29 protein-coding genes and 2 pseudogenes are annotated in these 24,743 nt (G+C 43.2%); 11 read left to right on the top strand and 20 right to left on the bottom strand.

Annotation, left to right across the window (positions count from 1 at the left end):
• Window positions 1-64: 64 nt before the first annotated feature.
• Window positions 65-520, top strand: coding sequence for a MarR family winged helix-turn-helix transcriptional regulator (locus tag EL645_RS02670; RefSeq protein ID WP_126548606.1), 456 nt, complete (start codon window positions 65-67; stop codon window positions 518-520).
• 288 nt (window positions 521-808) lie between these two features.
• Entirely contained in the window at window positions 809-2,068 is a 1,260-nt protein-coding gene (locus EL645_RS02665) for a leucine-rich repeat domain-containing protein (protein ID WP_126548605.1), read from the top strand.
• Window positions 2,069-3,005: 937 nt separating this feature from the next.
• Here EL645_RS02665 and EL645_RS02660 read toward each other — a convergent pair.
• The 3 genes from EL645_RS02660 to EL645_RS02650 all read right to left on the bottom strand — a co-directional run bounded on the left by EL645_RS02660 (window position 3,006) and on the right by EL645_RS02650 (window position 4,874).
• Complete coding sequence (locus tag EL645_RS02660; protein WP_126548604.1) at window positions 3,006-3,683, bottom strand: hypothetical protein; 678 nt, start codon at window positions 3,681-3,683, stop codon at window positions 3,006-3,008.
• Window positions 3,684-3,703: 20 nt separating this feature from the next.
• Window positions 3,704-4,312, bottom strand: a complete 609-nt coding sequence (locus EL645_RS02655; protein ID WP_126548603.1) for a hypothetical protein — start codon at window positions 4,310-4,312, stop codon at window positions 3,704-3,706.
• A gap of 151 nt (window positions 4,313-4,463) precedes the next feature.
• On the bottom strand, window positions 4,464-4,874 hold the full coding sequence (locus tag EL645_RS02650) for a protein kinase domain-containing protein (RefSeq protein ID WP_126548602.1): 411 nt from the start codon (window positions 4,872-4,874) through the stop codon (window positions 4,464-4,466).
• Between the two features lie 386 nt (window positions 4,875-5,260).
• Between EL645_RS02650 and EL645_RS02645 the strand changes: the two genes are divergently transcribed.
• Window positions 5,261-6,316, top strand: a complete 1,056-nt coding sequence (locus tag EL645_RS02645; protein WP_126548601.1) for a hypothetical protein — start codon at window positions 5,261-5,263, stop codon at window positions 6,314-6,316.
• Here EL645_RS02645 and EL645_RS02640 read toward each other — a convergent pair.
• Window positions 6,301-7,409: pseudogene (locus tag EL645_RS02640) on the bottom strand (IS3 family transposase). The gene EL645_RS02645 and the pseudogene EL645_RS02640 sit on opposite strands and share 16 nt — an antisense overlap.
• A gap of 81 nt (window positions 7,410-7,490) precedes the next feature.
• On the opposite strand from EL645_RS02640, the gene EL645_RS02635 reads away from it, so the two are divergent.
• From EL645_RS02635 to EL645_RS02615, 5 genes are all read left to right on the top strand, one after another.
• Window positions 7,491-7,817: a hypothetical protein gene (locus EL645_RS02635; RefSeq protein WP_126548600.1), complete on the top strand. Its 327-nt coding sequence runs from the start codon at window positions 7,491-7,493 to the stop codon at window positions 7,815-7,817.
• Complete coding sequence (locus EL645_RS02630) at window positions 7,814-8,086, top strand: hypothetical protein (protein ID WP_126548599.1); 273 nt, start codon at window positions 7,814-7,816, stop codon at window positions 8,084-8,086. Before EL645_RS02635 ends, EL645_RS02630 begins: the two co-directional genes overlap by 4 nt.
• On the top strand, window positions 8,086-8,922 hold the full coding sequence (locus EL645_RS02625) for a hypothetical protein (RefSeq protein WP_136625157.1): 837 nt from the start codon (window positions 8,086-8,088) through the stop codon (window positions 8,920-8,922). Before EL645_RS02630 ends, EL645_RS02625 begins: the two co-directional genes overlap by 1 nt.
• A gap of 90 nt (window positions 8,923-9,012) precedes the next feature.
• Window positions 9,013-9,483, top strand: coding sequence for a hypothetical protein (locus EL645_RS02620; protein WP_126548597.1), 471 nt, complete (start codon window positions 9,013-9,015; stop codon window positions 9,481-9,483).
• On the top strand, window positions 9,470-10,186 hold the full coding sequence (locus EL645_RS02615) for a hypothetical protein (RefSeq protein WP_126548596.1): 717 nt from the start codon (window positions 9,470-9,472) through the stop codon (window positions 10,184-10,186). The genes EL645_RS02620 and EL645_RS02615 overlap by 14 nt, the downstream gene beginning before the upstream one ends.
• Before the next feature lie 132 nt (window positions 10,187-10,318).
• On the opposite strand, the gene EL645_RS02610 is transcribed toward EL645_RS02615, so the two are convergent.
• The 16 genes and pseudogenes from EL645_RS02610 to EL645_RS02545 all read right to left on the bottom strand — a co-directional run bounded on the left by EL645_RS02610 (window position 10,319) and on the right by EL645_RS02545 (window position 23,410).
• Complete coding sequence (locus EL645_RS02610) at window positions 10,319-10,606, bottom strand: hypothetical protein (RefSeq protein WP_126548595.1); 288 nt, start codon at window positions 10,604-10,606, stop codon at window positions 10,319-10,321.
• Window positions 10,607-10,683: 77 nt separating this feature from the next.
• Window positions 10,684-11,511, bottom strand: a complete 828-nt coding sequence (locus tag EL645_RS02605) for an NACHT domain-containing protein (RefSeq protein ID WP_136625156.1) — start codon at window positions 11,509-11,511, stop codon at window positions 10,684-10,686.
• Window positions 11,512-11,570: 59 nt separating this feature from the next.
• Complete coding sequence (locus EL645_RS02600; protein ID WP_126548593.1) at window positions 11,571-11,954, bottom strand: toll/interleukin-1 receptor domain-containing protein; 384 nt, start codon at window positions 11,952-11,954, stop codon at window positions 11,571-11,573.
• 618 nt (window positions 11,955-12,572) lie between these two features.
• On the bottom strand, window positions 12,573-13,601 hold the full coding sequence (locus EL645_RS02590; protein ID WP_126548591.1) for a DUF8370 family protein: 1,029 nt from the start codon (window positions 13,599-13,601) through the stop codon (window positions 12,573-12,575).
• Window positions 13,594-13,965 carry a hypothetical protein gene (locus tag EL645_RS02585; RefSeq protein WP_126548590.1) on the bottom strand — a complete coding sequence of 124 codons (372 nt, stop codon included), beginning with the start codon at window positions 13,963-13,965 and terminating at the stop codon, window positions 13,594-13,596. Before EL645_RS02585 ends, EL645_RS02590 begins: the two co-directional genes overlap by 8 nt.
• A 213-nt stretch (window positions 13,966-14,178) precedes the next feature.
• The gene (locus EL645_RS02580) at window positions 14,179-14,976 is read right to left on the bottom strand and encodes a restriction endonuclease subunit S (protein WP_126548589.1); all 798 of its coding nucleotides are present in this window, start codon (window positions 14,974-14,976) and stop codon (window positions 14,179-14,181) included.
• A gap of 33 nt (window positions 14,977-15,009) precedes the next feature.
• A pseudogene (locus tag EL645_RS45235) lies at window positions 15,010-15,120 on the bottom strand (restriction endonuclease subunit S); the annotation flags it as partial.
• A gap of 151 nt (window positions 15,121-15,271) precedes the next feature.
• Window positions 15,272-15,460 (bottom strand): restriction endonuclease subunit S domain-containing protein, encoded by a 189-nt coding sequence (locus EL645_RS02570; RefSeq protein WP_126548588.1) that lies wholly within the window; start codon window positions 15,458-15,460, stop codon window positions 15,272-15,274.
• Window positions 15,450-15,836: a hypothetical protein gene (locus EL645_RS40555; RefSeq protein ID WP_218031683.1), complete on the bottom strand. Its 387-nt coding sequence runs from the start codon at window positions 15,834-15,836 to the stop codon at window positions 15,450-15,452. Before EL645_RS40555 ends, EL645_RS02570 begins: the two co-directional genes overlap by 11 nt.
• A gap of 3 nt (window positions 15,837-15,839) precedes the next feature.
• Entirely contained in the window at window positions 15,840-16,649 is an 810-nt protein-coding gene (locus tag EL645_RS40550) for an HsdM family class I SAM-dependent methyltransferase (protein ID WP_218031682.1), read from the bottom strand.
• A gap of 8 nt (window positions 16,650-16,657) precedes the next feature.
• Complete coding sequence (locus tag EL645_RS40545) at window positions 16,658-17,227, bottom strand: type I restriction-modification system subunit M N-terminal domain-containing protein (protein WP_218031681.1); 570 nt, start codon at window positions 17,225-17,227, stop codon at window positions 16,658-16,660.
• 16 nt (window positions 17,228-17,243) lie between these two features.
• The gene (locus EL645_RS02560) at window positions 17,244-19,982 is read right to left on the bottom strand and encodes a type I restriction endonuclease subunit R (RefSeq protein ID WP_246035256.1); all 2,739 of its coding nucleotides are present in this window, start codon (window positions 19,980-19,982) and stop codon (window positions 17,244-17,246) included.
• A 54-nt stretch (window positions 19,983-20,036) separates the two neighbouring features.
• Complete coding sequence (locus tag EL645_RS45230) at window positions 20,037-20,312, bottom strand: IS66 family transposase (RefSeq protein WP_371865713.1); 276 nt, start codon at window positions 20,310-20,312, stop codon at window positions 20,037-20,039.
• Window positions 20,284-21,522, bottom strand: coding sequence for an IS66 family transposase (tnpC, locus tag EL645_RS02555; RefSeq protein ID WP_371865628.1), 1,239 nt, complete (start codon window positions 21,520-21,522; stop codon window positions 20,284-20,286). The genes EL645_RS45230 and tnpC overlap by 29 nt, the downstream gene beginning before the upstream one ends.
• A 181-nt stretch (window positions 21,523-21,703) precedes the next feature.
• Complete coding sequence (locus EL645_RS02550; RefSeq protein WP_126548586.1) at window positions 21,704-22,075, bottom strand: cupin domain-containing protein; 372 nt, start codon at window positions 22,073-22,075, stop codon at window positions 21,704-21,706.
• Between the two features lie 21 nt (window positions 22,076-22,096).
• Window positions 22,097-23,410 carry a helix-turn-helix domain-containing protein gene (locus tag EL645_RS02545; RefSeq protein WP_126548585.1) on the bottom strand — a complete coding sequence of 438 codons (1,314 nt, stop codon included), beginning with the start codon at window positions 23,408-23,410 and terminating at the stop codon, window positions 22,097-22,099.
• A gap of 196 nt (window positions 23,411-23,606) precedes the next feature.
• Here EL645_RS02545 and EL645_RS02540 point away from each other — a divergent pair, with 196 nt between their 5' ends.
• The 3 genes from EL645_RS02540 (at window position 23,607) to EL645_RS40200 (ending at window position 24,677) form a co-directional block, all read left to right on the top strand.
• Window positions 23,607-23,822 (top strand): hypothetical protein, encoded by a 216-nt coding sequence (locus EL645_RS02540; RefSeq protein ID WP_126548584.1) that lies wholly within the window; start codon window positions 23,607-23,609, stop codon window positions 23,820-23,822.
• A gap of 4 nt (window positions 23,823-23,826) precedes the next feature.
• Window positions 23,827-24,165, top strand: a complete 339-nt coding sequence (locus tag EL645_RS02535; protein WP_126548583.1) for a hypothetical protein — start codon at window positions 23,827-23,829, stop codon at window positions 24,163-24,165.
• Window positions 24,166-24,281: 116 nt separating this feature from the next.
• Window positions 24,282-24,677, top strand: coding sequence for a hypothetical protein (locus tag EL645_RS40200; protein WP_126548582.1), 396 nt, complete (start codon window positions 24,282-24,284; stop codon window positions 24,675-24,677).
• Window positions 24,678-24,743: the final 66 nt, after the last annotated feature.

The following is a 24,743-nucleotide window of genomic DNA, read 5'->3' as shown; positions in this document are numbered from 1 at the left end:
TACTCCCAGTGCTTCCGTCAATGGCGGAAGCACGACAAGAAAATGACAGAAGAAAGGCCATAGGATGAGTCAGGAACATGCACAGGAACTTCCTCTCCCCGCTCTGATCCTTCAACTCTCGCGTGATCAAGCGCGCCTCTATGAGAGGCACGTTGGCATGAGCCAATCCCGCCTGACGCTCTTGCTTGAACTGAGGCAGACGGGAGAAATGAGCCAGGCCGAACTGGTGCAGCGCCTGGGAATGGAAGGGACACTGGTAACGCGCTTTGTCAAACAGATGGAAGGCTCCGGGCTGCTCACCCGTCGGAGCGACCCGCGCGATAATCGTTTTACCCTGGTCACCCTCACCCCCGCAGGAGAGCGCATCGCCCAGCAGATGGCGGATTTCACCCATACGCTTGAGGCTCAGCTCCTGGAAGGTCTCAGTGAGGAGATGAAAGCAATTATCAGGCAGGGACTCGAACAGATCCAGGAGAAATACGAGCAGCTGAAAGAAGCAGATCCCACCATCAATGTATGAATTTGAGCACTGAACCGGTCAGAGCTTGTCCCTTCTCTGCTGGAGGTTGGTTGGTGGCCACCCCTCTGCGCGCATGCCAATATTCCTATAGTCTTGAAGATTAGTGGAATTATAGTTTACATCGCGTCTTCCTGGGGGCTCGGTGTGTTAGCTGAAACACATATAAAGCAGGGATGACTACTATTTCGCGTATCCAAAGCAACGAAGCCTTTTGTTTTCCATTTTCTCGCTGCATAAAAAGGAGAAAAAGAAAAAGTCACATTACATTGAAGACAGCAGGGAGATCTTATGGGCTGGAAAGGTTATGCCATCTTTATTGAATCCATCACAGCTGATCGAGCATTAGCTGCGTTCCCAGGCGCATTTACCTTCAATGAACATCACTTTGATGTCGAGGATGCTTTTAGTGGCACGTTTTCCGAGCGGTTGGCCAAAGGGACGGGGCAGTGGTTAGCCGAGTGTATCATCAGTCAACACCATGGTTGGGTTGTTTTACTTGATCCGCACTGGATGACTCTGGACTGGCACGAGCGTGGTGTCTTTGAGCGGCTCTCGCAGGGGAGGCGCATCTTTGCATTTCTAATGGAAAGTACGTCTGGCACCTACTGGTTCTGGTATTATGTCAATGGAGTGCTGAAAAGATCAGTGTATGATGAAGATACTCGGAGAGACGAGAGTGGCCCTCCATTGCCTCAGGAAGCGCAGATCACTCTTCCATGGTTTGATGAGGAGTATCTGTTTTTGCTGTTGGAACGCGTCACTGGCTGGACGTGGGAACGGATGGAGTCCCTTACCTATGTTGGCGTGGACATGGATCACCAGTGGTATGATCTCGACATGCTTCATCCCGACGAGCAACCAGTGCTGAAACGTATCGTGGAAGCAGTGAGACAGTCATTCGAGCACGTGATCCCTGGCTACAGCCTGGATACGGAAGGCTATTTGACAAAGCTGATGTTGGCACACGCTCCAGATGTGTCAGAGCTTTCTTCGTTGACGCACCTCAAAGAGCTAACGCTTGACCAATGCCAACTGAGTCCGGCAATGTGGTCCTGGCAGGGGGTGGAGGCACTAGAGCTCAAGGGAACTGGCCTGGCGAGCCTCTCTCCACAAATCAGTAATCTCAAGAATCTCACTTACCTGTACATCTGTGAGCCTCTGCTCAGATATCTTCCCAGCGAGATTGGGCAGCTTCCCAACCTGGAATACCTTCAAGTCGGTTGGACACATATCCAGACGTTGCCGGCCAGTATTGGTGATCTTACACACCTGCGCCAATTGATCCTCAACGATAATGCTCATCTGACACACTTGCCAGCCAGCATCGCCAGCCTGACTCACCTTGAACGCCTCGATCTGAGCAGTGCTGCACTCACGCAATTGCCACCAGAAATTGCCAGGCTTTCCTCCTTACAGACATTGATTGTCACGGGCTCACAATTACGTGTGTGGCCTATTGAAATTACCCATCTGCCACATCTCCGACGTTTTGAAATGCAAGAGACACCATTATGTGTCAGCGAAGGGGATGGCTCCTTTGACCTGTAAGCCGGCTCGCTCATCTCATAGATCATTCATGGAGGTAGTGCCATCCTGGCCTTCCTGCTTTTCATCTCTTTTTCCGAGAACTGAAAAGTCCTGAATACAGGATGTTTCTAAAATTATTCCGGACGGCACTGTAACTTAACCCATGGTTCTGCAACTGATGGGAAGCATAGTATTGCAGAAAACAAAAAGGTTAAGCCTAATAGGGAAGCTTCTCTCTATGATTTTTGTCTCTCAATAATTCAACGGTTACGTCTCTTGATAATTAACGGTTAAATTGAGGAAGCATAGTATTGCAGAAAAACCATGGTTATAACGATGGAAGTCTCGCTGGTGGTAAATAAATGCGATGGAGATTTTGGGATGTTATTCTGTCTAGCACAAGCTAAGGAGGAGGGTGCTTTTCTGTGCGTAAAGTTTGAAAACAGGTTTGCCTGTTTGTAATTAGCAAGCCTTATATAGTGGTATTCTCCTTCACCTTCGAGAAAGTAAGTTCCATATACGTTAGGTGAAGAATGGCTATTTGGCGTTTCTTTTTTTGACACTATGTCGATTAGACTCTTCCGCATTTTCCGCGCTCAGCAATAAAGCAAAACAGAGGCGTGTGAGCCTGAGAAGCAGATTGGGAAATATTTCTGTCTCCAGAAGCCGAAAATGGAGGCAAACTCCTGTCCATAGGCTTACTATGAACGCTCCGTGCCAACCGTTTCATTGCTGAGCACGAGAAATGTGGAAGAGCCCAATCGGCATGGCATTCTTCTTTTTCCTCAGCATATCTGAGTCTGATGGGTGTACCAAGTCTGCAATAGATTTGTTTCACCAGCCAATGCTGTACTTGATAATCCAAAGCGATCTCTTTTTCTGTACTTTCCTAGCAGGAAATGGAAGAGAACGGAACTCTTCAGCTTATAAATATAGAAGTCGACTTGGCCTTTCTTGACTAAACTTCACCACTATGAGCGGTATTAATCTTCCAGGCTAGATATTGGATTAGTTCATCAGGGAAGAACATTCGATCATTGTTTTTTCTTCTTTGATACTTTCTAAGCCTTTCTACAATGAATTCTTCACAGTCTGTAAGCGTTATGTGAAATGCATATCTATCTAGCAATAACGATATTTCTGTGTTTCTTCTACCAACTGTTGCTTCCTTACTGATGAATAGCTTGCCTATACGTTTAGATTTATCATGGGACACATATATTTTTTGTTTCTTCAGTATTTTCATTGCTTCCATCGATTCGTCATATGGAAATATTCCAGTTCTACGTATCGCAGCATACATTCTGTTGTCACCAAAAGCCCTTTGGGCTTCTTGCAATATTGCATTTTCACTTAGATCGCCCGTTTTTATTTCTATAATAAAAGCAGTTATTTCTTTATCAAGTGAAAATCCCCAGTGGGCAAATATAGGGCTCCAGTCATCTGGTTGCCCCCCAATTTCTTCATAAACATGAGGAAACCGTATAGCTAATATATCAGTATCTGCTGTTCCATTTTGATCTCTTCTTTCACCTTCTATAGGATGTTGTTGTGGAAGATGTAGAACGAAATTGTTCAAAGGGAAGAAACCGTTAAAACGTAAGAACCAGTAAGCGATAATTTCTCCATAGTTCATTTTGATGCTCCTAATGCTTGTCATTTTTCCACTTTAACAAGAAGAGTTTTAAATGTAGCATTTTTTTGTGATCTATCCAGTTGGGAATAATCATACCAATTAAGCGTATACAGGCTCTTAAGCACAATCGGGGCATTCCTTTCCTTTTTAGTCCCGTTACCAGCCTTTTCCCCCCATTTGAGTGTTCCTGTCAGCTCCCTATTTTGATAAATGTGAAATTCTAGATCTGATTTATGGGCAGATCTATTGGAGGAACAATTCCAATAGGAGCTATCGTTAGAAAGAAAAATTGCATAACCAATTGCATTATACACTTTTATTACTTGCTCGAGCCTCTGAATATCTTTTAGGAAATCATATCTACCTTGATCTCGTGCGTTTTGATTAGATAAGTGAAAATCTTCGTTTTGAAAGTTCGTATTTAAAGCTGTAGTTTTATATTTTAGTTCAATTGCAAAAGCAAGATTTTGATACGTTACCCAAATATCTATGTAAGTATTGTTTGTTGTTAGTGGTTTGTATTCTAGTCTTATTGCGCAACCTTGATATTGTTGGTGAATTTCCCATGCTAAAGCGTGCTGAAAATCAGCCTCTGAATGAAAAATGGGTCTTTTTCTTTGCGAGTTCATTTAAAGTTTTTAACATACCAATCATTTAATAGGATCCTCATCTATTGTGAAATAGACTTAACTTTTATAAGTTGTGCATCTTTTTTATGAAATTTGTCTTGTCTTTAATCTCTTAAGTAAGTGTAGAGAGAAATTCATCAATATTGTTATGTCACTGCTTCTGCTTGAATGAAAGTGACTTGAGTATAGCATACCCTACTTGAGGAGTGACACTGGGATTAATAAAATGTGGCGCAATTGGTGGCTTAATTTGGTCAATAGGTGTAAGCGGGAACGGCGGCTCATCAAATGGTAAATGACCAGTGCAAAGCTCATAAGCAATACAGCCGAGAGCATATTGATCACTTTTCTGGCTTACTGATCCTCTGAATTGCTCTGGAGCCATATAATTTTGTGACCCCGGTTGTTGTGGTAATAAACGGTGATCTATAGAACTGGTCAGAATTGCTAAGTCAAAACTAGTTAATAGAAAGTTGTTATCCTTGTTAATAAGTATTGCTTTGGGTTGAATTCCACGATGAATGATTCCTTGTTTTGTGTAAATATGATAGTACCCGCCCAATTTGCTTCAAAACGCCCATAATATCAACAAAAGGTAAAGGATGAAAAACAAATTCTCGATTCGTTTCTGTAATGTTTCGATGCAAATGTAACTTAACCCATAGTTTTGCAGAAAAACCTATTGTACTGGTGGCTCTTAACCTTGCCCCTTAAGTAGCTTTTCGAAAAAGATGCCAGATCTCAAAGCTTTAAAAAAGTCATTCCTCTCGGTATTGTTGCCCAGTGTGTGAGGTAATCCGTCCCTTTTTATGGCATAGTAAGCTTTGTAGCTAAAAATACTTGACTTATGGCGCTGAGAAATATAATGTGTTTGGGCTTAGAATTTAAGGATAAACTAGCCATTAATTATGATGCAATCTTACTATTAAATATAGTATTTGGGGGCTTATGTCGCAAAAGCTGACAGCAAGTAGTATCGGGCTTCGCGCACAAGAGTTTCATGAAGGCTTGAAGGATATTCACGCATTTGGGCCTAGAGAGGCGCATTTGCAAACAACAATCCTCATAGGGAAAGCTGCTAGTTTGGCTACTCATTTAAAAGGACTTATTTACGTCGACAATATGCAGGCGTTGAGGTATTTAGCCGCAGAGCTGGGTATATCTAGCATCGAATTACAGCCTGTACTCAGAGTTCTTGAAGATGTAGATTTTGCGTCTGTTGTTACCGCTGGATCGCAAATAAAAAGAATAGAATTAAGAGTTCCTGAATTAAGAAATGGGTATAATGATCTTGGAGAGCGATGGCTTCAACTTGAGCCCGGAGAGATTGAACAATCTGCTATAGCCTTATTAGAAAATGTAGCAGCATTTCCTCAAGGAGAATTAGCAATAAGAGAAGATTTAGGCCTGGATGATAGGGTGTTTAATACCATTTTTACTATAGGAGCCGAAGGAGCCTTGCTCGATAAGTATGAAACTCCTACTGGGGATACAATTTTATATTCGCCTTTGACAGTTGAGGAGAAACCTCAGTCACTTATCTCCTTAGCACAAAAATTTCCGGAAAGTGACGTGATAGCAGCTTTACATGAAGTGAAGAGACGACAAGGCTTGGTAATGGAGTTAGTATCGAATAGTGGTAGAAGTGTAATGGATCAGGCTGTTCTGCTGGGAGTTTTATCACCAGTTCAATTAACTATGGGAAGGCAAAATCGCATTTTCCTTTTTTCTCCACGAGGAGGACTAGAAAAAGAAGAAAGGACTATTCTGGAGAAGGCTCGTGCTATTCTTGCGTGTGTGAGATGTGGCGAGCATTATGCTGAAACAAGGAAAATTTTGTATCCACGTCGTATACTAGAGACACTTCGCGACAGCAAAACATTTAGGTACCCTAGACCAGATATAGCGGTACCGTTTGTCAAGACAAAAACGGGCCCAAATAAGATAAAACTCAGCAACATGAGAATGAGTATTTTACGTTACGCTTATCAACGTTGCCGATAGATTTGAGCTGGCGTTTGATAGTCAAGTGACTGATGCAAACGCTGGTGATTATAAAATTCAAAGTACGCTTGTATTCCGTTCCTTACGTCCTTAACGTTTTGATACTCCTGAGATAAATGTCTTCATATTTCAGAGAGCGCCAGAGCCGCTCCACAAAAATGTTGTCTAAGGCTCTTCCTCTCCCATCCCAGCTGATGCGAATATGATTGGCTTGCAATCGCTGCACAAACTCTGTGCTCGTAAATTGGACCCCCTGATCGCTATTGAAAATGGTTGGCGTCGCTTGGTTCAAAGCTCGCTCCAAGGCTTCCAGGCAAAAACTCGTATCTAAGGTGATGGAGAGTTCCCAGGAAAGCACGTAGCGGCTCCACCAATCCAGCACAGCGACCAGGTAGACAAACCCGCGTGCCAGGCGGATATAGGTGATATCCGTGCTCCACACTTGGTTCACAGTGGTGATCTCCACATTGCGCAGCAGGTAGGAAATCGTTGCTCCACAGCTCCAGGCTGGCTCAGGCGCGGATGAGGATAGATCGTTTCTAACCATCGTGCGAAGCAGGCGACGGACCCGTTTGCGTTCGACTCCATAGCCTTGTTGGTTGAGCCAGTTTGGTCATTTTTCGTGTGCCATAAAACGGCGTCCGCGTGTATTGCTCATCTAATAAGCGCATCAACATGAGATCTTCCTCACTGACTGCAACGGGTTGATAGTAGTAGCTCGAACGCGCAAGCCCCAGCAGTTCACACTGGCGTCCAATGGAAAGCTGCGGATCGTTAGGATCGATGAGTTTGGCGCTTGTGCTCAACGGAGCTGGCCTGATTTTTTTTTCAACCAGTCCAGTTCCACTTTCAACTGACCGATTTGTTGATACAAGGGCGCTGTGAGGTCTTCCTCACTTTTTTCCTGGCCAGGACCGCGTGTCGAGAACACGGCAGGTAATCCGTCAAGCGCTTGTTTTTTCCATTGAGCAATTTGTGTTGGATGAACCCCATACTCAGCCGCTATTTCGTTGGCGGTTTTGTTGCCGCGAATGGCTTCGAGTGCTATTTTTGCTTTCAATTCTGCGCTGTATCGTTTGCGTGGTCCTGCCATAATCTTTCTCCTTTTGCACTCATTCTGATACAGCTATTTTATCTTATTTGCCTGTCCAGGATTCCGGTACCATCATAAGACGTGCCAGAGCAATATGGTCTTCTGGTCACCAAGCAAATTGGATTTATTGAGCAGGATATTGCTCGTCCTGGTTTCTACCACTTTAAACTTTATGATACACCTGAAAATATGCATGCATTGAATATCGCTATAGATCTTCTTGATGCTGATCAACTGCCTAATAGTAGGCTTGAGCTTGATGCAAAAGAATTTTTTAATGTGGGTGGTTCTTTTTCCGGCACACTTCCAACACGATCAAGAATGAGTAGGGGTGTAGTACGCTCTAAAGAAGCAGCTCGTGAAATCATTGGAGAGATCTCCAAGTTGGCTAGAGGATCAATTAAATGAACGAAGTTAGCAATCAGATGAAAGATAGCTATTTAAAACTAAGAATTAGAAGAATTTTGTGGTCACAAGGATACCATTGCCCGCTTGAGGTAGATTTATCTCATTTTGATTATGAGGATAAAGAGCAAACTTTAAAAAGAAACCCTTTGACTGACATAGATGTTCTTGGTGTTCGTTTTGAGCCAGATCTAAGAATAAAAACAATAATAGTAGACTGTAAATCAGGAAGAGAATCTGAGCCTAATAGAATATTTTGGCTAAGGGTGTGATGGACTTTTTTGGAGCAGAAGAAGGCATTTTGCTAAAGAAGATTTTACATAGTCATGCTCGGGCTATTGCACCAAAATTGGGTGTACGAGTTATAGATGAAAAAGGATTAGACATACTTGAAAAAACGTTGGCAATAGAAACTTCTTCCTTTGATGTAGGAGATATTGCTGTCTATAACCGAATGACTAGTTTATGGGGAATAGAGGTCAAAGGAAATCAAAAGCCCACAGAGAAACAACTGTCTATTAAAAATGTTTATCAGTATGTTCAGTATCAATACTGGATGGTAGAAGAATATAAAAATATTCAAAACTTGATAGAGAGATTCTCTAGAGTTAAAGCAGAATTGCATGCTAAAGATATTAAAGCGAAATACTTAGCTTATATAGGTTTGCAGCGACTCGTCCTATCAATACTTAGAATGGCAAGTGATGTTGCTTCACGAGATTTAAGCGATGTTAAAGGCCAATCGCACACCTATCTATTTGGTGGAGCTTTTTCATTAAGCGAAAGAAAGCGGATCATTGGACTTTTGAATAAGCTAACCGAAAATTACGGTATAGATGAGCAAATAAGTCTAGAACCATCTTATTTTGATGAATTGGTTGAGATAGTAAACAAAATTGTTCTGAGTTCTTTACATGCAGCGAAAATGCTACAACACTTAGATGTTGTGATTATGAAGTATGTCTTAGGTTCAGCAGAAGGTATAGAGAAATCTTTGGGAACAACATATAGCACAGAGGCACTTGTTCTCGTAAAAAGGATAGCTACACTTTTTCAGAAGAGTGCAGATCTTGAAGAAGAAATGTTCATAGAGCTTAAGCATCTTTAACAGGCATCTTTAAAAGGAATGGGCGAATCTTGAAATCACTGCCAGATGCTTGGCTGTTCCCAAGATTATTAATGGGAGAGGTTACCTGCTGTGACTGTAAAAGAAGATGAATATTACGATGGCCTCTATCAAATCCTTGTAAACATACTTCATCATGAACAGCTGTCTTGGATTGTTCATGACGTGACTGAGCAAATTGTAATGGGTAAAGTGAAGATCCCAACTCCTGAAGAAAAGAAAAAAGCTCCCAGAGGAAAGGTACCAGGAACTTACAGTACTTCTTACACAGCTAAAGAGCGTGTTCAGTTGCTCATAGATTCTATTAGATACATTGTCGTTAATAATGCCTCTATAGAAAAAGAGGTGTTATTATTCTATCTTGAACCAGATGCTGGTAGCCAAACTCAAAAAAGACCTCAATCGGTAGTATTTTCCTCACAAGTAGAACCTGAAGATGTAGTTGTCATTGATAGACAACAATCCCCGCTTAGGTATGCACGGGCACAAAAGTTAGGTATGGTTCTAAATCGATTACAGGAGTTACTTAATGATGGCCATTGAAGATGAACTTCTGACCGAGATTCAAACAACGCTAGGAAGTTCTATTACTCCTAGTCTCAGGAGATCAGACCCTTCAGGTATCTTTGAAGGTTACATACTAAGCCTTATTCTTAGAGCCGCTGTAAGGATGGGAGCCAGGAATCCCATCCAATACGAAGATGTGCATGGTAACGCACCAACAATATTCGAATTTAGAACAAGTCCTGGTTATATTGCATCTAGAGCTAGGCCTTATACTCATGCTATTATCGAATTTCCAGGTAAGCCAGTGTTGGAGGCTCATGTTGGTGTGTTAGTAGAAGGTGAGTCGGGAGTTTTGCATGAATGTGATGTTGCAGTTCTTACTAGAGAAGAAGCTGTAAGATGTCGCAGAGAAAGCCGATTAGCATGGTCAGGTTCTCCAGCCATTTGGGTTTCACCAAGTACGGCAAGAATTGTGCTTTCAGTAGAATGTAAATTCTATCGGCGAGCTAATTTAGATATAGATCTTGCTAGATCCTTCTTGGGGCTCACCTCTGACATGTCTTCAAAGTGTGTGAAATATTTTGTTGCAAGCACTTCTTCTAATTCTGTCGAGGTACTACTAAATAGTAAGGGCAAAAGTTGGTACAGCAATATTCTACCAGGTGCAGTAGGAACTGAAATGCTTCAAGGCTCATTTCAGAAAACCTTTGAGAATTTTATAACCTCACGAAAGTGGTGATAGATGTGAAAAAGTTAGCGCTGGCATATTATAAATCTAGAGTTACCTTACGAAATTTTTAACATTGACACCTGAACTGACGAGGCTCATTCCAGACTGTGTTAACCTAAACACAATATTCTAGAGAAATACTTAGTCTTCTAACTCGGCAAAGTAGTCGAGCAATAGACGATGTATGAAAATGTACCTGTTGCTTACTTTGCGGAGAATAAGCCGTTCCACTGCTTCATCAAGAAAAGACTCGATATCCCTTGGAAACAAATCTGATGGAAGATCTTTGGCTTGAATCATTGTTTGATCTTGTTGAAACATATACTGAGCTAGTTTGGTAAGCCATTTGTGGAACAGCTCTGGGGTACCAGTACGTAATTTCCCATATTTAAGAGTTCTTTCAATATATATAGCAACTACGTTATGCATAGAGTTTCCTTGCTGCATTTCCCTAAGAAAATTTGTTAACGTTCCATTTTGATACGCTGAATTAAAAATACTAAGCATTAAGGATTACGAGTAATGTTGGCAAATTCATCATTTCCAAGAATTAACTCACTTAAGTGAGTTAATTCACTGCCTGCCTGTTGTAAATATTGCTGTATTTCCTCACTCGTCAACGGAAGAAGTTGGACCGCTCGATTTAGCGGCAACTTTGTAGAGAGCATTGAATATTGTAAAGTACGGCAGCAAATAACCAAAGGAGTTCCATTTAGTCCGTGAAAATTTTGATGATAGTTAATAATAGCTTGAATACAAGCCTCAAGCGAAACTTCCCCAGCAATTTCGTCTAAACTGTCAAGCATTGGAAGTATCTGATTCTTTTTAATCCAGCTTTGCCCGATTTCACTCGGAATATTATACAGACGAGATAATTCTTTAATCATCCAGTCCGTTAATGGTAATTGTTCTTGTCCCCAGGAGGAGAGATTAAAGACGACTGGTACAGGATTAGCTGTATTATCTTTTGCTCTTTGCAATAATACACGGGTCAATTGCAGGAGTGCGGTAGTTTTACCTGCCCCAGGTTCTCCGAGTATAAGTAATTCATTGTCGGAAGCATCATAAATCTGAACAATATTTGTGCTTTCGGAAAGTTGGCGCGGAGCCTGGTTAGAATCTTGTATTGTTAAGCTCCATACATTGAATTTCCAGGGATCTTCCAGCATATCTGATTGATCCTCTAAGTGAAGATCGATTTCGCGAGACCCATGAAGAGAGGTTTTTAGTTTGCCTTCGATCCAGATTGTATGTACTTTCTTTATTAACTGGCTACGTAGTTGTTGCTCTTTTTGAGAGATAGCAAGATCTGCAACTAACAGAGATTTGATCATCTCATATAAACCCTGAGCTATATCAAGAAATGCTTGATCAATTTGTTCGCCCCAGGTAGTTACTGCTTGACCATTGCGAGGCAAGCAGTGTAGGCGAGCAAGAGGGTTACATCCCAGAGACAGGGGCGCAAAATAATAGGTACAACTTGTACTTTGTCTCTTCTATGGTGTTCTAGTGCAAAGCGCATTTCTCGAAAACATTCATCAGAGGCCAAGTAATCTGAACTTATTAACAAGAGAATAAGATTTGAAGCTTCGAGTGCATGTCTCTTCTCCTCCGCATAATTTTTCCCAGGTGTGATAAGATACTCAAACCACTCTTTTACTATTCCAATATGCACAAGTGGGGCTAGATGTTTAGAAAGTTGATTACAGAGATATTCATCAGATGACGCATAAGAATAGTAAACAGAAAGAGTGACTTGTCGCGACTGGTGTTTCATATTAAAAGTAGCCCCCTCTTTACTGCTAGCGTATATTTTGTAGTATAGTCATTGGCTCGCAAAAGATAGATGGGCTTGTTATACTATATCCAAACCCGCTAAACTGCTCTATGGCGACTTCATGTTCTGACAAATATCTACTATTTTTAACAGCCATAATACAGTAAATATATTATGATCAAGTATATTCTATATGCTTGGGTACTTTCAATTTATTATTGTACGCGCGTCTGAAAGCGTCTATAGATTTTTTGCACATGGGTTGCAGGATTATTATTTTCTTGCTTGAGGCGGATCATTAGTTTGATATCCTCATCTGTCAATATGAGTATCGTCTTTCGAGGTATACTCGGCGTATCATTGTAAATAGCGTATATTTTTTGAATAATGTTATCACCTGGCTGCTTTCTGGTGGTAACAAATCCTAACATGCCCAACCTTGCTCCCAAGTAATTAGCCGTCTGATTTATGTGTTCAAGTTCTACTTTCTCTACATTTTTATTCTCAAACATCACAAACAGGCTTTTATAAGTGTCTCTAACATACCCCAAAACGATTTTTCAGCTTCATTTGTATAAACTATGTCTCGTCGCTCTGTTCCCTGATAGGTCTTAACCTCTAATTCACCATCGTTAGTTCCGGCTCAAACAAATAATTCAAGATCTCGAAGATGAGCCGTTGGTATTCATTTGCGGTAGCGCGTCCACTAGGCAGGTTGTTTAACCGAGCAATGAAGTTTTCTCCAATCTGGTAGTTAGATGTAGTGTCGCCTGCCTGCTCATGAGTGAGTAAAGGTTCTGCTTGACTACCCTCTTTTTCCTTGCGCCTGATATATTGATCTAATAATGTAAGGCTCTCCCGCGTAAGCTTGACAACTTCTTGCTTGGCAATTTGAAGTTTCTCTTGTTTTGCCATACCTGGATAAGTTGGCATTCGTTTATTGGGGGTTGGACGCAGAAACATTTTAAGCTCGTGATTAACAAAGTCATCATAGTTTATCCAGGGAAGCCTACGCACTATACGACGTGGAACTAGTAGGATCGGATCTCCAGTTATAGGATTTTTTGGAAGATCAAAATAACCATCAGACCATTCCCAACTCTCAAAATCAAAATAGTGTGAGATTGGCAGGCCTGGAGTTAAAGGAATATTCCAAAGTTTAGCCTGCTTTTGGGTATAATTGATCAAGAACTCCTTGAGGACATTGGCCGCAATATCACTAACTCGGTCTGCTCCAATTCCAATAGAGACAAGCTGTAGTTCTTCAATATGACGAAGTCCGCGTACCTGAAGTGGTTCGCTAGCAGACAGAGTATTGGAAAGCAGTTGATTAAGCTGAGTTCCTAGACCACTCCCCTTGCTATGTCTATCGCTATAACCAAAGCTAATTTCATTCGCTTCTGGAAAATCAATAAGATGGGCAAGCTCTTTCTCTTTACCCTCTCGGTAATATCGGATGCCTTGGTTGAATATAGCAAGCAGGTTTTGGTGCTGGTTACTTAGTAATGCATCTTTGCTCCTATAGAGCAAAAATGGATCAATACATAAAGGAATGTCAGTTGTCAAATCAGGTATGACAAAATCGACCTCCGATTGTGTGAAAGATAGTCCAAAGCTATGGGGCAGCAATAGTTTTTTATTAAACATAGTACTCATTACGATCTAGCTTACGCCACTCATTCTGATATTTGTTCTCAAAGCGGCCTAGTGCCGCTCGCACCTGACTTAAAATTAGAACAAGGTCACGCATTTCTGGTAAATCACCTGCTGGAATAATTTCGTTAATATCTTCAGCAAAATCATCGTCTTCGTTTTTTAGAAGATCCTTGAAACTCTTGATTACTTTGTTTGTCTTATTTAGTGTCAATTGTGTTATTGGCATAGTAGGCCATTTGCGAGACAGTTTATCGACTTCTTCATAAAGAGCGAAAACAACGCTCTCGATCTGATGATGCCTCTGTTTTGCTTCTGTCAACCATGTAATGTATTCATTAGTTTGCTCTTCTTTCAATGCTTCCTCCTTAGAAATTCGTTGTTGCTCTATAACTCTCTCTTCGAGAATCTGTTTTTTTTATGGTTAGTAATTCCTCCGAAGTCAATTTTGCCAATGTTCTATCTTCTGCTACTTTTGCTCTAAATATTTTATTGTAGGAAAAATTCTGCTTCCTCTAATATAGAGAGGAAGCTTACTGTACCCCTCGCTTTAATTTTCATATGATTTAGCTTACTCTAGTGGCAATGCCATTTGATAAGCATCCTTACTGATAGGATCAATAACATCTGTTAGAACAAGCGCCTGCTGTTTAGTTACCTCCACATCTGGTATCAATACCTTATCCTCATCCAAACTTAGCTCACCCTGAAAGGCTTTGTGCAGCAGCGTTTGGAATAAATGTTCCGCTTGTCGCTCCGCTTCTCTTTGTTGAGCTTGAAGACGCTCAAACCTCTGAGCAATATCTACGAATTTTTGCTGAAGAGTAAGTGGTGGATGTGGAACAATAAGTTCTTTAATGATCTCCATATTTAGCCCTGGCATGACAGCTCCACGTTCTGATACATTCAATTGGCGTAGCACAGAGGGGTGAGTGAGAAAACAGAATTTTAAGTAGGTGGGTAAGCATTTATCTTGATCTAATGTGATACAACATAAATGTTTTGTATTGATAGCAAGAGGAATATTTTCAGGTATAACTGCACACCTTCCAGGAGTTCCCATAATTGTAATAATTACATCGCCTGGAAACACCCTGTATCTTTTTAGTTCTTGGTATTTCTCCTCAGCTATAAATCTCCGAGCTCCCCATTCGAAACGATTTTGTACTGCATTATCAATGCCTAGTACAGCAATCCCTTCTTTCACGAACTCTGAATGTAAAAGCTGGCTTCCGAATGGACCCGTACGAATTGCACCTTTTCTCTCTTGAGCAAGTGACTCTATGCTTATATTTGGCCAATGAGTGTCTATATTTGCTGAAAACATTTCCAAAAACACAGACTGCAAATATGTCTCGCTCAACTCCAAGGCATACCGCCTTAGCCTCTGCAGACGATCTGCTTTTTCGAGGATAGTGGCGATACGTTTTTGTTCATTAGGTGATGAGGGTAAGGGGATACGCACATTTTCTAAATCATCTCTACTAATAGCATCAAAGGTTGATCCCTGGATGTTTGTGCTAGTTGTGATTCATAGAAACGTAAAAAGTACAGTAAATACTTGGTAGCAGATTTATCCCTGCAGCGCAGTGACGCCAAACCGCGTCCAATGCAAGATTGTTTGAGATTTATATTGGTTGGTCCTACGGGAGCCCTGACCGATATTAAAATGTCTCCAGCTTCAGCAATTTTCTGCGGTTTTGTACAAAATACTCTTGCCTTGGATATAAATCTCCAAAGTCTGCTTTTCCTTGAAAAAATGGTAACCCTTGGCCTTGTAAGTTGTATGATGAGGAGGAGGGGCTTTGACCCATGATGATATCTGCAATTTCTGAAAGTTTTTTAGATTTCATGAAGCATCCTCTCTAATTCCTGTATTTCCTCAATCATCTTTTTTTCTAAAATTAGTATACGATCTGCAGTTGTTTTTGAAGATTCATAATACGCTTCATCTTGTTCCAATTCTCGATAACGGCTTGCGGATAGATCATATTTATTTTTGCTTACTTGGTCTTTTGTAACCCAAAATTGACGTGTCAGCTGGTTTATTTCCCACTGTAAAGGACTAATCTGGGCTTGAATCTCGGATATCTGGCTTTGAGCGGCCTCAAGTTGAGTGCGGGCCTGCTGGTCGTTTTCGGGTGCTATAGCGCTTTCAAAGGTCAGGCAATTAATCTCAGCTTGGAGCCGCAGCTTTTCCACTTTTAAGGGAGTGACTTGTTCCCTCAAATGCTACAATCGCTGCTCTCGCTCAGTTTGAAATGTTGGATCATGCCTTTTGCGCCAGCAGGCTAAAATATCAGGAATATCGTTTTCTGCTATTGGTTGGCGTTTGTCATCTAGCGAGAGGCCATCGTGCTCCATATCGTAGAACCATATCTTATCTGTTGTTCCTCCACGTGTAAAGAATAAAATAGCCGTGGAGACACCAGCGTAGGGCTTAAAGACACCGCTGGGCATACAGATGATGCCATCCAGTTTATTCTCATTGATGAGCTTTTTACGAATATTGATATGGGCTTTGCTGGAGCCGAAGAGTACGCCATCTGGTATGATGACTGCGCTGCGTCCGCCGCTATCCAGAACACGCAGGATAATATGCAGAAAAAGGAGCTCTGATTTGGTAGTATTCGCTGTAGAAAGAGTCGGATTGATGTCGTTGGGATCGACGGCACCTTTGAAGGGCGGATTCATCAGGATAACATCGTAGTCTTTGGCCTCATTAAACTCTTTGGAAAGCGTATCAGTGTAGTAAAAGCGTGGCTGCTCAATACCATGCAAAATCAGGTTCATCGAACCAATTCGTAGCATGGTCATGCCAGAATCGTTATCATAGCCGCGAAAAGCTTCTTTCTGGAGAAATTGGCGCTCTTCTTCGGTCAGTAATTCACCGGTGACGTGATGTGGCCAGTTATCTGTATCATAGCTCAGATGCTCAGATGGGGTTTTCTGTTCTAAAATATATTGATAGGCGTTGACTAGAAAACCTCCTGTGCCAGCGGCGAGGTCGCCAATTTTCTCATTTGGTTTGGGATCGATCATTTGTACCATCATACGAATAATGTGGCGGGGGTGCGGAATTGGCCATTGCGACCAGCTGTACTCAATTTGCTGAGGAGGTATTCGTATAGATCTCCCTGCACGTCTTGATTTTGCGCAGAAATCTGCATCTGGTCAATCAGGTTGCAGGCCTCGATCAATAGGCTGGCTTTGTTGATTTTGAACTCGGCATTTTGCATGTAGAGTTCAAAGCTATTTTTTTTCTCCTGTAGCGTCTCTGTCTCATTGTCAGGGAACACGCCTGCTGCATTTTGAACACGTTCACTGTTACCTAATTGACGAAACCAGGGAAATACTTTGTCACGCAAGTGTTGCAAGACGTTGGAACCAGTTAGTTTTGACCAGTAGCGCCAGCGCATCTCTTCTGGAATACGCGCTGCATAGTTCTCATCTCGTAATCTGGCCAGTTTTTCCTGACGATTTTCTTCGTCATCCAGGCGTTTTAAAAAGATCAAGTAAGAAAGTTGTTCGATGGCATCAAGGGGATTGGAAAGTCCCCCTGTCCAGAGCTTATCCCAGAGTGCATCAACCTGTGAACGTAATTTAGGATCAGTAAGCATGGTTTATCATAAACTCCTAAGCAGCAAGTGAGTTGGTGAAGTTGATGAGGTCGTCGATCTGTTCTTTTGTAAACAGCCGTTCCACTGCATCCACCCCGAATCTTGTAAATGGTTCCTGATACAGATCAACCCGATGTAGACGCCGTTTTTGCAGAAAGAAATTCTCCAGCGCACTCAAAAAACGAAGTTGATCCGAGTTAAAGATATGCTGAGTAGTATAACCCTTAAATTGGCGACGTACAATATCATTATAATCCGGAATGCCGTCCAGCTCTAGCAGGTTGCGCACAAACTCAATCAAACTTCCTATTTTCATGCCATAAGCCATTCGTATATGCTCTTCTGTCAGCTCGACCTCTCCCTGTCCTAGATCTTTATGCAGTGTGCGTTCCAGTTCAAGCAATTGCTGGTCTGAGACCTCTTTATCTTGCGTAATAGCCTCTAGCGTGGGATGTGTATCAATCAACTGTAAAATATGCTCATCTACGCGCCGGCGATATTCCTCAACATAGACCCGCTCACTTCCTCCCTTTAGAAAGATATACCCATGCATATCTATGTAATCGGGGAGATCCAGTTTGATAAACGTATTGGCCTTTTCTCGCCTCTTGTTCATCTGTGGAGCCAGCAGATCAATTACCTCATCTAGCTTCTCTGCTGATGACACCAGGAGTCGCTGTGGAGCCAGGCAAAGGTCAATAGCTGGCTTGTAGCGTTGATCTTGGACGATGAAGTTGGGTAAACGGCTCACATCATCTGCAATTAATATCGCCGTCGTTTGCCACTCTTTACCTGTGAATAGCTGTAGCTTGAGCCGCTCAACTTTATGGGTAAAGGTGGTCACCTCGACGTTGACGGCTGGCACATAGCGCAGCAAAGGGGCAATCTTGCGCTTAAGTAAATCCAATTTGTGCTTCGTAAGATACTGCCAGAAGAAGTCCTGCTGTACCTCTTCCAGATCTTCCTCAAACTTTTTGACTGAGAATGAGTCAGCAGGAATTCTACTGATTTGTTCCCGTAAGCGCTCGATAATGTGGTTTTTCTCTGCTTCGTGCTTTCCACTTTCCAGATAGCGTTCGAGAAGATTGATTCGTGTATTGAACAGCGCCACGAACACAGGCAGACTCTGTCTCAGTTCTTCGCTTGCTGATTTATTAAAGTTATTTTCCCAGAAGTCAATAATCAAGAATTGCTTCTTTTCTCTGTTGGGTAGTCGATTGAGATAGCGACAAGCAGCCTGACTTCGAGTCCCTCGGCCAATCATCTGTTCTAGCTTAATTCGTGATTGTACTGGTTTCATGAAAGCCAAATTAACCACCTCGGGAACATCAATTCCAGTCTCTAGCAGATCGACTGTAATCGCAATACGTGGATATTCTTCTTCGCGAAACTGCCTGATTGAATTTCCTTTGTGATCAGATTTAGAGGTGATGACGCGCACCATATTAGGATATTGAGGAAACATCTCATTGAAAGTTTCTTCAAGTCGTAAAGCATGTTTTTGTGTCATCGCGAAAACAATTGTTTTGCCAGGAATCTGCCCTGACTCGTCTTTATAGCACTCATCCCAGATTTCCTGCCATTGTCTGCGTAGAGTATCTTTATTACTGACATTTCTCTCTAAATCGGTTCCGGTAAAGTCTAGATCATCTGGATCTATACCTTGCTCATAAAGGGCATTGCGATCTTCTTCGTTCAGGTCAATGCCTTTAATACCTTCTCGTTGAAATTTCGTACGTGCTTGAAAAACTGCATAGTCTACTAGATAGCCTTCCTGTACTGCTTGTCGATACGGATAGAGATACGTTGGTTGCATATTGCTGCAGTCAAATGTCAAGAAGGTATTGCGATCAATGAAATCGGCTGGTGTAGCGGTCAAACCAATGATGCGGCCATCGAAGTATTGTAGCACCTCATTCCATTTATTAAAGATAGAGCGGTGCGCCTCATCAAAGATGATCAGGTCAAAAAAACCTGGAGTGAATGATTGGAAGCAAAGATTCAATGTCTGGAGCGTGGCGGTGTAGAGCCGACTAGATTGCTCAAGTTTGTGGGTAGTAATACGCTGACATGGCTCATTAGGTAAAAACTTTTGAAAGCCATCAGTAAGTGCTTGTTGTACCAGTGCATCACGATCAGCCACAAAGAGAATCCGCCGAGCCTGGTTGGCACGCATGAATAGATCAATCAGAGCCATCACTGTACGCGTTTTACCCGTTCCCGTGGCCATTACGAGGAGCGCTTTGCGTTTATGCTGTTGTTCAAATGTCTCACACACCCGCCGAATAGCCTCTTGTTGATAGATACGGTCAACAATGCTTGTGTTAATAGAGACCAGTGGTAATGGTATTTTATTTTGACGAAGAGAAAGCAAATTTTCCAGATCAGATGGTGAGAAAAAGCCCGCTACTGGACGCTTATTCTCGTTGCCTGCATCCAGGAAGTAGATATCTTTTCCATTGGTCATAAAGGCAAACGGTCGAAAGCTCTGGCGCTTTTCTAGTTCAGTGACATAAAACTCCGCTTGCGTCTGGGCCAACCTCGGATCAACACTAGTTCGTTTGGCTTCTACAATGGCAAGAATCTCGCCGTTAGAACGGTACAACACGTAGTCACTGATACCCGTTGGGAGATTTGCGTGATATGTGCCGCCGCTTTCTTTAACGCGATCTAATTTCACTTTTAATGCTGCCCAGGCCTGCGGATCAAAACCATCAACAGGAATTTCGAGTCCTACCTGGTTTGGATTGTCCACGCTCCATCCTGCTTTGTTTAACGCCGGATCAATCAAATCTTTTCTGGTTTGTAACTACTCAGTAGCCCATGCAATGGGGAAAGGAGAACCAGCAAAAACCGCAGCAATGGCAGCAAGCATTGAGCGCCCCTGCTTGCGCATGGTTGAAAGATAGCTGCGAATGATGCAAAAAGCCGTAGCTCCATCGTCACTGCGGAAGGTTCCGGAAATCTTTTGCTGCACTTTCACCATGCGTAAATCTCGTTCGGCGAGATTGTTGGTAAAAGGCACAGACAGGTCCTCCAGAAAACCCAACACTTGATCAGCTCGCTTTAAGAGCGCATCGAGCAGATTCTTGGAGGCTTCCTGTTTTTTGCGTCCTTGTCGTTTGGGCTGCAGACTTCCTGGGGAGGGGCTTGAGCGGCATGCGTGGCAAAGCCAGCGGCCAGAATGGCAAAATACTGGGCAAGCCACTGCTCCCGTTCGGGGTGGGGACGGCGCTCGCTCCTTGGAGGCGCCAGCGATCAGCGGCTTGCTTCATCGCCAGCAACAGATCGAACATGGCTTGTCCCCAAGGCTGCTTCTCCTGTTCGGCGACATACAGGCAGTCGCGTAGCAGGTGGGCTCCGCAGAGGCTATGGGTACAGAGGTAGCGATCATAGCTGGACCAGCGATCATGCATGGAGCGGCCCTGATAGTGTGGCCAGATCCCAATCTGCTCCAGAGCCTGATGCCCTCGTTTGCGATGCCAGGAGTACAGGGTGAGCCAGGGAGTCGCATTGAGATGCATCCAATGCAAGATGCCTTTGACACGCATCCCCGTTTCGTCAGCATGTTGCAAGGGGCTGGCCAGCAGTAAGGTTTTGATCCGCTCGATGCTCGACTCAAGGGTCTTGGCTGCCTGAGCAATCCAACGGACCAGCGTGCCTTCGGACAACTGACACCCGCACAGATCAGCAAGAGCTTCACAGGTGCGTTGCAGTGGCACCAGTTGAAAGTGGGAAAGATAGACCGCCAAGGCTTGGACCTGCGGGCCATACTGGACAGCAGCATCGACGCCTGCCGGAAAAGACGCCTGCGTCACATGCTGGCAATAGGGGCAGCAGATTGCTTGTCGGCAATGCTCCTCGACCAGCAAACGCCACGTGGGCAGATCGTGGACTTGACGGCGTTCGTTGGTGATAGCTGCCTCCTGCTCAAGAGGGTACTGACATGCTTCACAGTGCGTTGGACGATGAAGCACGACGCTATCAGGAGTCAATGCTTGCATCAGGGTATGACCGTGGTGACCGGCTTGTCCACCGGAAGTCTTGCCGCTTTTGCGCCGCTGTTTGCCAGGTTTGCGACCCAATCCATCACTGGAAGGAGGTTTACTACTATTATGACTATCTTTTCCCAATCGCCGTTCAAGCTCTTCAATGCGCAACAAGGCACCTATGAGCAATCCTTCGAGCTCTTCGATCCTGCGATCTTTCTGCTCTGCTTGCTCTTTGAATGCCTCTGCTTGCTCTTTGAGCTCTCGGTAGGCTTTCTGAAGATTTCTCACTTCTTCTTCTGTCATGCTCTTAGTTTATCAGCTTTGTCCAGCTTTTCTCAAGGTACTGAGTAGTTACTTTTTTTTCTATTAGTTCTGCCCATAATATTACCTTAAATAAAATGATGAGTCTCTATGTAATGAAAAATTATTTATCCGTTTTTGAGCAAGCCTCTTAAAAGGCCTGCAAACGTGTCTGCAGGCCTCTCTATTGTTTATTCTGTTGGTAGTGTTTCCTTGACACCAAAGCAAATGAAGCGCATGGGGTCGATCCAGTATTCTTTAGATAGTGTTCTATCTGAGCAGGTATGATGAAGCGATCACCGGGGGCAACGGTTTGTATTTCATCGCCTTTGAATTGGAACGTGCCCGTGCCTTCGAGAAAGTAAAAAATCTCTTCCATATCTTGATGGGCGTGGCTTTTTAAGTCTTCACCAGGCTCGACGTACACTTCATTCAAGAACATCAATTGAGAATTAACATCCTCATGTTTTAGAAGCACCTTCTTGAGGGCTCCATGGCGTGTTGGCTCTAATGCAGCTTCGGCGAGAGAATATTTTGTTGGTTGTCTATTATTCATCAAGAAAATCCTCCTGTATATTTAGATCACATTCTTCCCAGCGCGATAGACGCTGGTGTGTAACGTTCGGAGAAAAGCATTTTTGTTAGTTTGCAGTCTTTGATGGGCCAGAAATTCTACCCGGTAGATTTTATCGAGAAGGGTTGGGAAATGTTGCTCCGCTGGTTTACGTAATTGATCAGTTAGCCGCAGTGCGCTTTCGGGATCGGTAAAGATCATACATTGCGCTTTCGATGTTTGTATGACGAGGGACTCATAGCTGGGAATCTCTATTGTAGCTCCATCCCATTGATTGAGGCGTGAAAGGGCAACGTTGGCATATCGTTCTCTTGTGGCAAACGATAAAGTTTTTTGTGCATGGAATGCCAGGCGCTTATACCCCTCTCCCTGCATATAGTCTATTTGATTTAATGCCTTTGCCTGGTTCTCATTTCCTAGTACGCCGCGTCGAGCTTCTTCCAATTTTTGGAGCCAGCCTGTTTCATTGCCGCAGGTCACCTCTATGTGGGCACGTTCACACAGAAAATGGGTATAAAGAGGAAAGTTATCGGCCGCTTTGGCAAGTGTTAATCCATGCTCACATTCCTTGATAGATGCATCAAATTGCCATAACACCCGATAGTGGCGCCCTCGCTTTGCTAATAGCTGTGCGTAGGCTGAGACAAGGGAACCTTTAAGGGGAAATTTCTGGAAGATAGACTCTTCAATATGATTGTACGTGTGTATAACTGTCTGGTCGCGTTGATACCAGGGTAAGATATATTGTTGTGCTGCGCACATAAGCATACCAAGGCGCATAGAGAGTTCTGCAAGTCGAATATCTTGTGACTGCCTTTGCCTGGGTTCGAGTTTATCGTACCATCTTTGTGATTGCTGAAGCACATAAGAAGATTCGCCTTTTTCAAATAGTTTGTGTAATGCTCCAGTGTAATCATTGATCATATCGAGATCAACGCTCTCGTTGGCACCTTTTGCTTCGGCAGGTTGCTCTCTCGTTCCTGTAAGATAAGCGCCAGCGGTGAGTCCTGCCATCATGCGAAGCGTATCTCGTTTGGTCTCATCGAATTGACCCACTATGCTACCTCCTACTATGGTTGAATCCTCCATCGCCCCTTGTCCCCATGCTTTGTCCGGATCTGAAGCATTCAATCCCAATTCTTCAGCGGTCTTTTTGAGATAGGTGCAAATGCGCTTGCGAGAGTCCAGGCTAATCGAGATACTGTTTTCTGCGCACCAGATAGTTCTGGCGCTCAAGCGAGTCCGAGCCGCGAGGTCTTTCTGCGTAAGGTTTCTCTGCCTTCGCTCTTTTACTAATGGATGCTCACCATTATTCATTGCCGCCCCTAAAGTCACGTAATATATAGGTTCGTTAGGTGTAAGACTCGAAAAACTCTCGAAAAACAATGAGCGCATTTTCAATAAATTATCGGCTCTTATGTGTTCCTGCCGTCTATACTCCAATCATATCACATCAAAAATATCTGCTCAACGTCGAAAGGAACGTTCATGATGGAGGTACTAAAGAGGAGTTATGATGAGTGAAATTGCTGATTTGCGAAACAGGATTGAATTAGAGTGCCAGGCGCTACGGAGCCTGATGGAGGATTTTAGACAAACGGCGCCTCATCACATTATTCAGAGCCGGTTCGAGTCAATCACTCCATTGCAAAAGCAGCTTTCTGCACACATAGGAGATGAAGAAGCAGCACGCATGGTGGTAGAAACCTATATTCGAGTGATTGGATAGAAACATGAGAGGAAATGGAGAACACTATGATCTGGGCGAGATGGTGCCGGTAGCGTCTATCCATACAGCCAGACCCTACGACGATGTTGAAGAGATCGTGAGGCGAATTCTAATCGAGCATGGAGCGCGTATAGAGGTCAATCAAGACGATTGGACTGTAACGTTTCCTGAGGGAACAACGCGAGTAGAGATCTGGCCGCGAGCAGACTCTACGCGGTTTCGCATTATTTTTCCAGATCAGTACCACATTTATGAAACCGTGACGCGATATGGCGTAAGCATTTTACGCTATCCATCTGGCGAATTCCCTCAAGAACTACTTCGGAAATACGGAAAATTTTGAATAAGAAAGAAGTTGCCTATCAGTCTCTAATCTTCTAGAACTACTTCATCTCGTGATTGCTGATCAGTTTTGACGCTTTTATAGGACAGATTGTTTCAAGAGGAAGGAGTCTCAATATGTTGCTGACAATACCAGAGAATTCGTTCGTTTTAGAAGTTAAAGCTCCTCATGCTCCATCCAATCTCTTTCGTCGCCGAGGCGGTGGGGGTAGTAGTGGTGGACGGGGATCTGGTAGAGGAGGAGGCGGTCGAGGCGGTGGGCATGAATCAGGGAAACGTGGAGGTGGTCGTGGGCGAGACGATGATCAATATATAGATTATGATTATCAGGATGACGATGACGAATATGAGTATGACGATCCTGATTCAGATGGAAGTGGCGAGTACAATCATCAGAATCCCGAGAATGATCACGATGGTGGTACTGAAGGGAGCGCTGACCCACGTTACACGCGTTATAGGGAGACCAATAGGTATCATCCTGGTAGGCGTGGCGATCATCGGAAAAATTAATGTATGAGGGATAAAAGAACATGCTCGCTGTTTGAGGATGTCCTTTCTATAAGTAAGGAGCGTGTC

It is taken from the genome of Dictyobacter kobayashii, assembly GCF_003967555.1.
In the GTDB taxonomy this organism is placed as follows: domain Bacteria; phylum Chloroflexota; class Ktedonobacteria; order Ktedonobacterales; family Ktedonobacteraceae; genus Dictyobacter; species Dictyobacter kobayashii.
Note: the sequence above shows the minus strand (reverse complement) of the source record. Positions and strands in the feature narration are given on the sequence as shown.

Coding starts and splice junctions, on each gene's coding strand:
- EL645_RS02630 (WP_126548599.1), top strand. CDS start 7,814: ATGAACGAAGTTAGCAATCAGATGAAAGATAGCTATTTAAAACTAAGA.
- EL645_RS02570 (WP_126548588.1), bottom strand. CDS start 15,460: ATGAAATCTAAAAAACTTTCAGAAATTGCAGATATCATCATGGGTCAA.
- EL645_RS02545 (WP_126548585.1), bottom strand. CDS start 23,410: ATGAATAATGGTGAGCATCCATTAGTAAAAGAGCGAAGGCAGAGAAAC.
- EL645_RS02660 (WP_126548604.1), bottom strand. CDS start 3,683: ATGAACTATGGAGAAATTATCGCTTACTGGTTCTTACGTTTTAACGGT.
- EL645_RS02665 (WP_126548605.1), top strand. CDS start 809: ATGGGCTGGAAAGGTTATGCCATCTTTATTGAATCCATCACAGCTGAT.
- EL645_RS02655 (WP_126548603.1), bottom strand. CDS start 4,312: ATGAACTCGCAAAGAAAAAGACCCATTTTTCATTCAGAGGCTGATTTT.
- EL645_RS40200 (WP_126548582.1), top strand. CDS start 24,282: ATGTTGCTGACAATACCAGAGAATTCGTTCGTTTTAGAAGTTAAAGCT.
- EL645_RS02535 (WP_126548583.1), top strand. CDS start 23,827: ATGAGAGGAAATGGAGAACACTATGATCTGGGCGAGATGGTGCCGGTA.
- EL645_RS02540 (WP_126548584.1), top strand. CDS start 23,607: ATGATGAGTGAAATTGCTGATTTGCGAAACAGGATTGAATTAGAGTGC.
- EL645_RS40545 (WP_218031681.1), bottom strand. CDS start 17,227: ATGCTTACTGATCCTAAATTACGTTCACAGGTTGATGCACTCTGGGAT.
- EL645_RS02670 (WP_126548606.1), top strand. CDS start 65: ATGAGTCAGGAACATGCACAGGAACTTCCTCTCCCCGCTCTGATCCTT.
- EL645_RS40550 (WP_218031682.1), bottom strand. CDS start 16,649: ATGATCGATCCCAAACCAAATGAGAAAATTGGCGACCTCGCCGCTGGC.
- tnpC (WP_371865628.1), bottom strand. CDS start 21,522: ATGACAGAAGAAGAAGTGAGAAATCTTCAGAAAGCCTACCGAGAGCTC.
- EL645_RS02590 (WP_126548591.1), bottom strand. CDS start 13,601: ATGTTTAATAAAAAACTATTGCTGCCCCATAGCTTTGGACTATCTTTC.
- EL645_RS02645 (WP_126548601.1), top strand. CDS start 5,261: ATGTCGCAAAAGCTGACAGCAAGTAGTATCGGGCTTCGCGCACAAGAG.
- EL645_RS02625 (WP_136625157.1), top strand. CDS start 8,086: ATGGACTTTTTTGGAGCAGAAGAAGGCATTTTGCTAAAGAAGATTTTA.
- EL645_RS02550 (WP_126548586.1), bottom strand. CDS start 22,075: ATGAATAATAGACAACCAACAAAATATTCTCTCGCCGAAGCTGCATTA.
- EL645_RS02605 (WP_136625156.1), bottom strand. CDS start 11,511: ATGATCAAATCTCTGTTAGTTGCAGATCTTGCTATCTCTCAAAAAGAG.
- EL645_RS02615 (WP_126548596.1), top strand. CDS start 9,470: ATGATGGCCATTGAAGATGAACTTCTGACCGAGATTCAAACAACGCTA.
- EL645_RS02600 (WP_126548593.1), bottom strand. CDS start 11,954: ATGAAACACCAGTCGCGACAAGTCACTCTTTCTGTTTACTATTCTTAT.
- EL645_RS02610 (WP_126548595.1), bottom strand. CDS start 10,606: ATGCATAACGTAGTTGCTATATATATTGAAAGAACTCTTAAATATGGG.